Genomic DNA, 10,084 nt, shown 5'->3' on the forward strand with positions numbered 1-10,084 from the left:
CAGGCAGGCCCTGTCGGAATATGGCGTGCCTCTCGACTAAGATGGAAGTGCGTAGGGTGGGCAAAGGCGCGACAGCGCCGTGCCCACGTCTTCAGAATCGTGGGCACGCTTCCGCCTTCGCTCTTCGAGCTACGGCGGACAAGTCGCTTTGCCCACCCTACGGATTCTGAACTCGCTTTCGGAGCCTCAGGCCAGATGACACGCCACGAAATGCCCGCCCGCCCCTTCCTTCAGCACGGGCGCGCTTTCCGCGCAGCGCGGCTGGGCGATCGGACAGCGGGTGTGGAAGTGGCAACCCGACGGCGGCTTCATCGGGCTCGGCACGTCGCCCTTGAGGCGGATGCGCTCACGCTTGAGTTTTGGATCGGGCACCGGCACCGCCGACAGCAGCGCCCTGGTGTAGGGATGCTGCGGGTTGCGGTAGAGATCGCTCGCTTTCGCCAGCTCGACGATGCGGCCGAGATACATCACCGCGACGCGGTCGGAAATGTGCTCGACCACCGAGAGGTCGTGCGCGACGAAGAGATAAGTGAGGTTCAGCTCGGCCTGGAGGTCTTCCAGCAGATTGATGACCTGGGCCTGGATCGACACGTCGAGTGCCGAGACCGGCTCGTCGCAGACGATCAGCTTTGGCTCGACCGCCAGCGCGCGCGCGATCACGATGCGCTGGCGCTGGCCGCCGGAGAACTCGTGCGGATAGCGCCGCATATGCTCGGCCTTGAGCCCGACCTTGACCAGCAGGCCCGCCACGCGCTCCTCGCGCTCCTTGGCGGAGGTCGCCAGATTATGGATGGTGAAGGCTTCGCCGAGGATCGCGCCGACCGTCATGCGCGGATTGAGCGAGGCGAACGGATCCTGGAACACCAGCTGCATGTTGCGCCGCATCGCGCGCAGATCGTTGCCGCCGAGGCTGCGCACGTCCTGGCCGTCGAAAGTGACCTCGCCGTCGGTCGGCTCTATCAGGCGCAGCACGCAGCGCCCCGTCGTCGACTTGCCGCAGCCGGATTCGCCGACGAGACCTAGCGTCTCGCCGCGATTGACCGAGAACGACACGCCATCGACCGCATAGACGGTGCCGACCTGGCGCGACAGCAGGCCGCCGAGCACGGGGAAGTGCTTCTTCAGGTTGGAGACTTGCAGCAAGGGTTCGCTCATGCCGCGCCTCCCAGATTTGTATCGCCGAGATGACAGGCCATGCGATGGCCGGGTGCGATCTCGCGCAGCAACGGCTCCTTCTCGGTGCAGACGTTCATGGCGAACTTGCAGCGCGGCGCAAAGCGGCAGCCGACCGGCGGATTGATCAGGATCGGCACCGAACCGCCGATCGCCTCGAGCCGCGTCTTGTGCTCGCTGTCGAGATCGATGCGCGGGATCGAGCGGATCAGCCCTTGCGTATAGGGGTGACCGGGATTGCCGAACAGATCGTCGACGAGCGCTTCCTCGACCACCTTGCCGGCATACATCACGACGACGCGCTGCGCGGTTTCGGCGACGACGCCCATGGCATGGGTGATCAGCATCACCGCCATGCCGAAGCGCTCCTTCATGTCCTGGAGCAGATCCAGGATCTGGGCCTGGATGGTGACGTCGAGCGCGGTAGTCGGCTCGTCGGCGATGATCAGCTTCGGCTTGCAGGCGAGCGCCATCGCGATCATCACGCGCTGGCGCATGCCGCCGGAGAACTGGTGCGGATAATTGTGCACGCGACCTTCGGCGTTGGGGATCTGCACCAGCTTCAGCATCTCGATGGTGCGATCGAGCGCCTGCTTCCTGGTCACGGCCTCGTGGCGGCGCAGGCTTTCGGCGATCTGCTCGCCGACGGTGAGCACCGGGTTGAGCGAGGTCATCGGCTCCTGGAAGATGAAGCCGATCTCCTTGGCCCTGATCTCGTCGAGCTCGTTGCTGGTCAGCGGCACGAGATCGCGACCCTCGAAGATGATCTGACCCGCCGCGATGCGGCCCGGCGGCATCGCGATCAGCTTCAGGATCGACATCGCGGTGACGGTTTTGCCGCAGCCGGATTCGCCGACGACGCAGAGCGTCTCGCCCCGGTTGATGGAGATGTCGACGCCGTCGACGGCCTGGAGGATGCCGTCGTCCGTGGAGAAGTGGGTTTTCAGCCCTTTGATTTCGAGCAGCGGCGCCATCAGATCACCCGTCGCGCATCGAGCGCGTCGCGCAGACCGTCGCCGATGAAGTTGATGGCGACCACCGCGATGAAGATCGCGCCGCCCGGAAACAGCGCCCAGTGCGGGCCGATGTCGAGAAAGTCCTTGGCGTCATACAGCAGCCGGCCCCAGGTCGGCGTGTCGGGTGGAAAGCCGAGGCCGAGGAAGGACAGCGTCGATTCCGCGATGATGGCGGCGGCGACGTCGATGGTGCCGGCGATGATCACCGGACCGAGCGCATTGGGCAGGATGTGCTTCACCACCTGCCGCACCGGGCTGGCCCCGAGCGCCCGCGCGGCCTCGACGAACTCCTTCTCGCGGATCGACAGGAACTGGGCGCGCACGAGCCGCGCCACCGGCATCCAGCGCAGCCCCCCGATCACGAGCACGATCAGGATGAAGATGCCGCCCTCCGGACCGAACGCGGCCTTCAGGCCGTCGCGGAAGAGATAGATCAGCAGCAGCAGCAGCGGCAATTGCGGCAGCGACAGGAACAGATCGGTAAGCCACATCAGCCCGTGACCGAGCGCACCGCGCGACATGCCGGCGAGCGCGCCGATCAGCACACCGACGAAGACCGAGACCAGCATCGCGGCGAGGCCGACCGCGAGCGAGATGCGCCCGCCATAGATCATGCGGGCGAGGATGTCCTGCCCGAGATCGTCGGTACCGAAGGGATGGGCCGGCGAGGGCCCCTGCATGCCTGCGACGATGTCGATGTCGTCGATCTTGACGCGCCAGACGAAGGGGCCGAGCACCACTGCCAGGATCAGAACGAGCAGCAGGAACGCGCTGACCACGGCAAGCTTGTGGCGGCTGTAGCGCCGCCACGTCTCGCGCCAGGGCGAGTAGACGCGCCGCTCAGCGGAGGGAGATGCGAGGGTCAAGCCAGCCATAAAGCACGTCCGCGATGAGATTGAACAGCACGACGAGACACGCAAAGACGAAGGTGACGGCCATCACCACCGGCGTGTCGTTGGAAAGGATGGAGGAGATCAGCAGCGAGCCGATGCCGGGAATGCGGAAGATCTGCTCGGTGACGATGGCTCCGCCGAACACCGCGGGCATCTGCAGCGCGATCAACGTCACGACCGGAATCATGGCGTTGCGCATGACATGCTTGATGATGACCTTGGCCTGCCCGAGCCCCTTGGCGCGGGCGGTCGTGACGTAGTCGAGCCGGATCACATCCAGCATCGCCGAGCGCACGAAACGCGTCATCGACGCCGCCTGGAACAGGCCGAGCACCGCCACCGGCATGATCGCCTGTCGGATCATCTCCAGCACCCAGTGGATGCCGGTGCCCTTGATGTCGGTGGTGTAGACGAACGGCAGCCAGTCCAGCGTGACCGAGAAGATCAGGATGAACAGGATGCCGGTGAAGAACGTCGGCAGCGAGAAGCCGACGAAGGCGAGCGTGTTGGCGATCTGGTCGAACAGCGAATAGGGCTTCGTGGCCGCATAGACGCCGACGGGAATCGCGATCAGCAGCGCCAGGATCTGCGCCGAGCCGATCACGTAGAGCGTGGCCGGCAGGCGCTGGAGGATGAGCGTGTCGACGTTCATCCGGCTGACGAAGGAGAAGCCCCAGTCGCCGTGCAGCATGGCGTTGAGCCAGTGCAGGTAGCGAAGGTGGATCGGATCGTCGAGGCCGAACTTGGCCCGAAGCGCCGCCTGCACTTCCGGCGGCACGTTCGGATTGGTCGCGAGTTCGGAGAACGGATCGCCAGGCGCAAGCGCGAGCACGACAAACAGCACGACCGAGATTCCGAGCAGGCTCGGAATCGCGATCATCAGGCGACGCAGGACGTATTGGCTCATGAGGGAAGGCCCCGTCTAGAGTTGGGGGATCATTCCTCGCGGTACCAGTCGAACAGATTGTCGGTTTCGTTGGCCCAGCCGGACACGACCGGGCGCAGATTGTTGGCCGCCGCCTCGACCTTTAGGCGATGCTGCACCGGGATGAACACCGTGTCCTGGTACATCAGGTCGTTGGCCTTGATGTAGAGCGCGGCGCGCTTGACCGGATCCATCTCGCCGTCCGCAGCCTGGATGGTTGCGTCGTACTCCTTGTTGACCCAGCGCGGGAAGTTGGTGCCCTGCCACTTGTTCTCCTTGGTGGCGACGAGGGTCGAGAGATAGCGGCGCATGTGCTGCGACGGATCGGGCTGGCTCAGCGGGATCTGGAACATCTCCATGTCGGCGTAGAACTTGGAATAGGTATCGGGATTGCCGACGTCGGACGAGAAGAACACGGAGGCGACGACCGATTTCAGCTCGACGTCGATGCCCGCCTTCTGGCAGGCCTGCTTGACGATCGCCTGGGTCTTCTGGCGCGGACCGTTGATCGCGGTCTGGTACAGCAGCTTCAGCTTCTTGCCGTCCTTCTCGCGGATGCCGTCGGGGCCCGGCTTCCAGCCGGCCTCGTCGAGGATCTTCGAGGCCTTCTCGATGCTGAACTCCCACGAGGTGTTCTTGGAGACGAACTTTTCGGGACCGTTGAGGAAGTTGGCCGTGGTGCGGCCGGCGCGACCGTAGATCGCCTTCTTGACCGACTCGCGATCGATCAGCAGCGAGAGCGCCTTGCGCACCGCCGGATCCGAGAACAGCGGGTGCTTGGTCTTGATCGAAGAGCGTTCGCCATCGACCTCGGTGTTGGGATCGGTGAAGTTCAGTGCGATGAACTCGGTGTCGCCACCGACCGCATAGACCGTCTTGCCCTTGCCGCCCTTTTCCAGGCGCAACAGCACGTCGTCCTCGACCTGGATGTTCCAGCCGAAATCGTACTCGCCGGTCTGGATCACCGCGCGTGCGGCCGAGACGGCATCGCCGCCGCCCTTCATCTCGACGCTGTCGAAATAGGGGCGGTTCGGCATGTGATAATCTGGGTTGAGCACGCCGCGGACGAGATCGCCCGGCTTGAACTCGACGAACTTGTAGGGGCCGGTGCCGACCGGCGAGAGGTTGGTCGGCGCCTCCCGCGATTTCGACCCCATGTAGTCCTTGAACAGATGTTTCGGGATGATGGTGTTGGGCGCCCCGACGAAGGCGTCGGCCCAGAACGGCGTCGGCTTGTTGAAGAGGATGCGGACCGTGAGGTTATCTACCTTCTCGACGGTGATGTCGCGGAGCGTCGCGATCGTCAGCGCGGAGGTCGCCGGATCCTTGGCGTATTCCCAATTGAACACGACGTCGTCGGCCGTGAACGGCGTGCCGTCATGCCATTTCACGCCGGGCTTGAGCTTCCAGGTCACCGACTTGCCGTCGGCGGCCAGGCCGCCGTTCTGGATCGAGGGAATTTCGGCGGCGAGAACCAGCTTCATGTTGCCGTCGGGATCCCAACAGGCGAGCGGCTCATAGAACAAGCGCGCACCGTCCTGGTCCTTGGTGCCGGTGGCGAAATGCGGATTGAGCAAGGTCGGGCCCTGCCACCACAGCAGCTTCAGCGCACCACCGCCGCCACGCTTGGTCGGCTTGTAGGTCGAGGCACCCTCGGCCATGGCGACGCCGCCGAGCGCGAGGATCTGGTTGGCCAGCGGGGCGGTGAGACCGACCGCGGCCATGCGCGTGATGAAAGCGCGGCGATCCATCCGCCCATCCTTCACCTCGCCGATCATCGAACGCAGTTCTTTATCCAGCATGGTTGTCCCCCGTCTGGTTCCCATAGTGATGAGGACGGCCGTGAAAGCTGGCCGCCCAATTGGCTGGCAGTAGATGGCACACCGAATGGGGGGCGCGTCAACTGGGACCGTGTGTATGCAAACGGTCTTCTGGCTGTCTGTTGAGCAAAACTGCGTTCTGCAGCCCATCCGTTCGGCAATCCAGCATCAAAACATGCTGGATTGCACGCTGCACTGCGGAAAATTTGTTCGCAGCATCAGACGAAGTGTGGAGGCGAAATTCTATGCGACGGACATGTCGAGCGGTGGCTCGACGTGATCCGGCAGCGGGCAGACATACGGCGTCTTGGCCGTCCGCTTCTTCAGGTCGGCCTTGGCCGCCTTGATCAGTTCCGGATCTGTCAGCGCCTTGATGCCGAGACCGGCCATCGCCTTGGCGGCTTGCACCATGGCCTTGTGGGCATGCGGGCTCTTGCCTTGCGCCACCACCTGCCAGGTGTGGAACGGCGTGCCGATTGCAACCGTGGGGGCGTGAACCTGCACGGTCGGCACCACCCAGCTGACGTCGCCGACGTCGGTCGAGCCGACCAGCGGGTTGCGCTTGGCATCGAGCGGGACCAGGAAGTCGGCCAGCGGCCGATCGGTCTGCTCCATGCCGATCGCGTAATAGACCGACGCGATATCCTTGTCGCTCAAGGTCGCGCGGATCTGGCTGGCAAAACCCTTGTCGGCATCGTCGAAATGCGGCGGTCCGAGCTCTTCCATGACCCGGTGCAGCGCCTGCTCCAGCGGCGTGTTCGGCAGGATGTTGGAGACCGCGGAGATGATCTTCATCTCGACCTTGGTCTCGGTCATCAGCGCCGCGCCCTCGGCGATCTTGCTCACACGTCCGACCAGCTCATTCATGCCGGGAAGGTCACGGGCGCGGATCGAATAGCGCACCCGCGCATGGGCCTGGACCACGTTGGGCGCAATGCCGCCGGTGTCGAGCAGCGCGTAATGCACCCGCGCATCGCTCGGCATGTGCTCACGCATGTAGTTCACGCCGACATTCATCAATTCCACCGCATCGAGCGCGGAACGGCCGAGATGCGGCGAGGCCGCGGCATGCGAAGTGCGGCCGGTGAAGATGAAGTCCGCGCGCGTGTTGGCGAGCGACGGCGTCACCGCGACCTCCCAGAAGCTGTGCGGATGCCAGGTGATGGCGATGTCGGCGTCCTCGAACGCGCCGGAGCGCACCATGAAGGCCTTTGCCGCGCCGCCTTCTTCGGCCGGGCAACCATAATAGCGCACGCGGCCGGGCATCTTGTTTTCGGCAAGCCAGTCCTTCACCGCGGTCGCGGCGAGCAGCGCGGCGGAACCGAGCAGATTGTGACCACAGCCATGGCCGTGCCCGCCGGCTTCGATCGGACGATGCTCGGCGACACCCGCTTCCTGGCTGAGACCGGGCAGCGCGTCATATTCGCCCATGAAGGCGATGATCGGACCGCCCTCGCCCCACTCGCCCATCACCGCGGTCGGAATGCCGGCGACGTTCTCGGTGATGCGGAAACCCTGATGACGCAGCTCGAGGAGATGCTCGGCGGCGGACCGCGCCTCGGTGTAGCACACCTCGGGCATGCCCCACACCTTGTCGCTGAGGTCGATGAAACGCCCCTTGATTGTGTCGACGCCACGCCAGATGTCGCTGCGGTTGTCCATTGCTTCGGTCCGTGATCCCTTGGTCAAACGAAGCGGCAATGGTTAGCAGCTTAGGCAGGGGCCGCCTAGCAGCGGCAGGGACACCAGCCATGCGGCCCGGCAGGGTCTCACAGTGGGGCCCAAGACAGTGCGGCCCAAGGCGGCCGCCCCTACGGCGCTACATTCTCGGCCTCGAGAGCGCGTCTTTGCTTACGAACAGGAGGCGTCGCCGGAAGGCCGTCGGACTCTCGGCAACCAGCACCCCCTTCAGAGATTGTAGACCGCCCGCGAAGAAGGGCTCGCGAAGCCCATTACCGTGAACCTCGGTCCATTCCGGTATCTGTAATCCGTAAACGCGCGCAAGGTGCTCCGCCACGGCCGCCGTATAGGCGTCGTGCACAGCGTCGATGGAAGCGGGTCGTTCTTCGATCGCCTGCTGTCGTGCGTTCGGGTTCATGTAGAACCAATCGAGAAATTCGCGGAGCGACGGATCGAACTTCTGCTCGCCAGCCTGTACGCGGCGAACGACGTCACTCAGCGTTGCGGGCTTCTTGCCGAACAGGTTCATGGTTGGCTCGACGGAGGCATGCGATCACCTTCGGGCCCAGTCTCGAGATTTGAGAAAATCTCCTCGAGACCCAATCGGGTCTTGGGCTGAAGCGCATTCTGCGGATAGAATTTTTCGACCAACGTGAGTGCATCCTGGCTAGTCTTGATACCTATCGCGTGGGCATGAGCTTGATGTCGTCAATGTCCGAATTCGTTTCGACACCGCCGACACGCATCGCGCGGCACTTCATGGCAAACAAGTATTCCGGTCTGGCGGTATAGACGCGCAGGCCCGGCTGATCCTCGGTGGGGTAGGTCTTGAATAGAGCCTTCACGTCAGGATCCGCGTCTCTCTTGCTCAACCACCCCTTCACACCGTCGTTCAACCAGTTTTCGTCCCAGCCGAACTCCTCCGCCATCTCGGTCGCAAGTCGCTTGATGAAATCCTTGTTTCCTTCAAACACCGCATCGACGTCTCCGGTGTTGATCTGACGATTCAAGGTCAGCAGGAGGGCCGATCCGCCGTAGACGACGATTTCGACGGTGCGGCCTGCGGCGAAGGCCCTGCGGCCCAGCTCGGCCAGTGCATTTTCCAAAGTTAGCCGATCGAAATTCTTGTCATCGCTCATGGCTTGTTCCACAGACGGCGAACGATACGCTTGCCACTCTGGGTCGACAACGTCTTTTCGCACGGACACCAGGACCCACAGGGCACGATCGGTCCAGAATTTCTGCATTTCCCGACCGACTGAGGCATGGCGGTCTTTAAAGGCGGGCGTTTGCGGCATAGATTGTCTTTGATTTAGCGCGGCGCTTCTCGTGCGCGAGAGGTGTGTCAAAGCGCCAAGGAAAGACCAGGAGAACTCCATGCCCGCTTTGACCGAATGGAGAGTGCCGCCGGCCAATCAGCCGCGTGCGAGCGACTACGGTTTCGATCTCGACCGCGCGCTCGCGTCCGTCGTCGGCCTGCACGCTATCGTCCCGCCGGACGCCTTCAGCGCCGAGACGCTGGGCACCGAACGCGCCGGCAACGGCGTCGTGATCGATCACGGACTGGTGCTCACCATCGGCTATCTCATCACCGAAGCGGAATCGGTGTGGCTGCACCTCAGCGATGGGCGGGTGGTCGAAGGCCACGCGCTCGGTTTCGATTCCGAAACCGGCTTCGGCCTGGTGCAAGCCCTCGGTGAGCTCGACGTCGAACCGTTGCCGCTCGGCAGCTCGGCGGAAACCCGGATCGGCGACCGCGTCGTGGTCGGGGGCGCCGGCGGTCGCACGCGCTCGGTCGCGAGCCAGATCGTGGCCAAGCAGGAATTCGCCGGCTATTGGGAATATCTGCTGGACGAAGCCGTCTTCACCTATCCTGCGCATCCGAACTGGGGCGGCACGGCGCTGCTCAACGAGCGCGGCGAGCTGATCGGCATCGGTTCGCTTCAGCTGGAACGCGAGCGCGACGGCAAGGCCGAGCACGTCAACATGGTCGTGCCGATCGACCTCTTGAAGCCGATCCTGGACGATCTGCGCAAGTTCGGTCGGGTCAACAAGCCGGCGCGGCCCTGGCTCGGGCTCTACTCGACCGAGATCGACAACCGCGTGGTCGTGATCGGGATCTCCCCCAACGGTCCTGCCGCGCGCGCCGAGCTCAAGACCGACGATATCATCCTCGCCGTGAACGGGGACAAGGTCACGAGCCAGACCGCCTTCTACAAGAAGATGTGGGCACTCGGCGCCGCCGGCGTCGACGTGCCGCTGACCGTGCACCACCAAGGCGTCACCTTCGACGTCACGGTGACCTCCACCGATCGCTTCAAGCTCTTGAAGGCGCCGAAGCTGCATTGATCCCACGCTGAAGGAAGCCGCGATGAGCGAGGCCGTGATCGACGACATCGTGGCCGTGCTGCCGCCGCTGCTCAATGCGCTGGAAGCGCTCGGCTTCTTCCAACGCCATCTGCATCCGCCGGCGTTCGCTACCGTGATGAACGCGATCGGCGCACCGGATGAGGCGCTGCAAGCGGCACACGCGGCTAATGGAGAGTGGCCAGAGCAGTTCGCGGGCCTCCGCGAGCG

Annotated in this window: 9 protein-coding genes and 1 pseudogene; 2 read left to right on the plus strand and 8 right to left on the minus strand. The window is 64.0% G+C overall.

Annotated features, from left to right (window positions below):
* Positions 1 to 186: 186 nt before the first annotated feature.
* The 8 genes from IC66_RS0117955 to IC66_RS0117990 form a co-directional block, all read right to left on the minus strand.
* Positions 187 to 1,155, minus strand: coding sequence for an ABC transporter ATP-binding protein (locus IC66_RS0117955; protein ID WP_018316287.1), 969 nt, complete (start codon positions 1,153 to 1,155; stop codon positions 187 to 189).
* Positions 1,152 to 2,147: an ABC transporter ATP-binding protein gene (locus tag IC66_RS0117960; RefSeq protein ID WP_028139905.1), complete on the minus strand. Its 996-nt coding sequence runs from the start codon at positions 2,145 to 2,147 to the stop codon at positions 1,152 to 1,154. The genes IC66_RS0117955 and IC66_RS0117960 overlap by 4 nt, the downstream gene beginning before the upstream one ends.
* Positions 2,147 to 3,064, minus strand: a complete 918-nt coding sequence (locus IC66_RS0117965) for an ABC transporter permease (protein WP_028139904.1) — start codon at positions 3,062 to 3,064, stop codon at positions 2,147 to 2,149. Before IC66_RS0117965 ends, IC66_RS0117960 begins: the two co-directional genes overlap by 1 nt.
* Complete coding sequence (locus IC66_RS0117970; RefSeq protein ID WP_038948537.1) at positions 3,030 to 3,989, minus strand: ABC transporter permease; 960 nt, start codon at positions 3,987 to 3,989, stop codon at positions 3,030 to 3,032. The genes IC66_RS0117965 and IC66_RS0117970 overlap by 35 nt, the downstream gene beginning before the upstream one ends.
* Positions 3,990 to 4,018: 29 nt before the next feature.
* Positions 4,019 to 5,809 (minus strand): peptide ABC transporter substrate-binding protein, encoded by a 1,791-nt coding sequence (locus IC66_RS0117975; protein WP_038948538.1) that lies wholly within the window; start codon positions 5,807 to 5,809, stop codon positions 4,019 to 4,021.
* A gap of 261 nt (positions 5,810 to 6,070) precedes the next feature.
* Positions 6,071 to 7,489, minus strand: a complete 1,419-nt coding sequence (locus tag IC66_RS0117980) for a M20 family metallopeptidase (protein ID WP_038948539.1) — start codon at positions 7,487 to 7,489, stop codon at positions 6,071 to 6,073.
* A gap of 157 nt (positions 7,490 to 7,646) precedes the next feature.
* Complete coding sequence (locus IC66_RS0117985; protein WP_049801875.1) at positions 7,647 to 8,036, minus strand: hypothetical protein; 390 nt, start codon at positions 8,034 to 8,036, stop codon at positions 7,647 to 7,649.
* 151 nt (positions 8,037 to 8,187) lie between these two features.
* Positions 8,188 to 8,646: a hypothetical protein gene (locus IC66_RS0117990; protein ID WP_038948543.1), complete on the minus strand. Its 459-nt coding sequence runs from the start codon at positions 8,644 to 8,646 to the stop codon at positions 8,188 to 8,190.
* Between the two features lie 238 nt (positions 8,647 to 8,884).
* On the opposite strand from IC66_RS0117990, the gene IC66_RS0117995 reads away from it, so the two are divergent.
* Positions 8,885 to 9,856 carry a S1C family serine protease gene (locus tag IC66_RS0117995; RefSeq protein ID WP_038948544.1) on the plus strand — a complete coding sequence of 324 codons (972 nt, stop codon included), beginning with the start codon at positions 8,885 to 8,887 and terminating at the stop codon, positions 9,854 to 9,856.
* A gap of 22 nt (positions 9,857 to 9,878) precedes the next feature.
* Positions 9,879 to 10,084: pseudogene (locus IC66_RS0118000) on the plus strand (phospholipase); the annotation flags it as partial.

This window comes from Bradyrhizobium genomosp. III, from assembly GCF_000261705.1.
Taxonomy (GTDB): Bacteria; Pseudomonadota; Alphaproteobacteria; order Rhizobiales; family Xanthobacteraceae; genus Bradyrhizobium; species Bradyrhizobium ottawaense.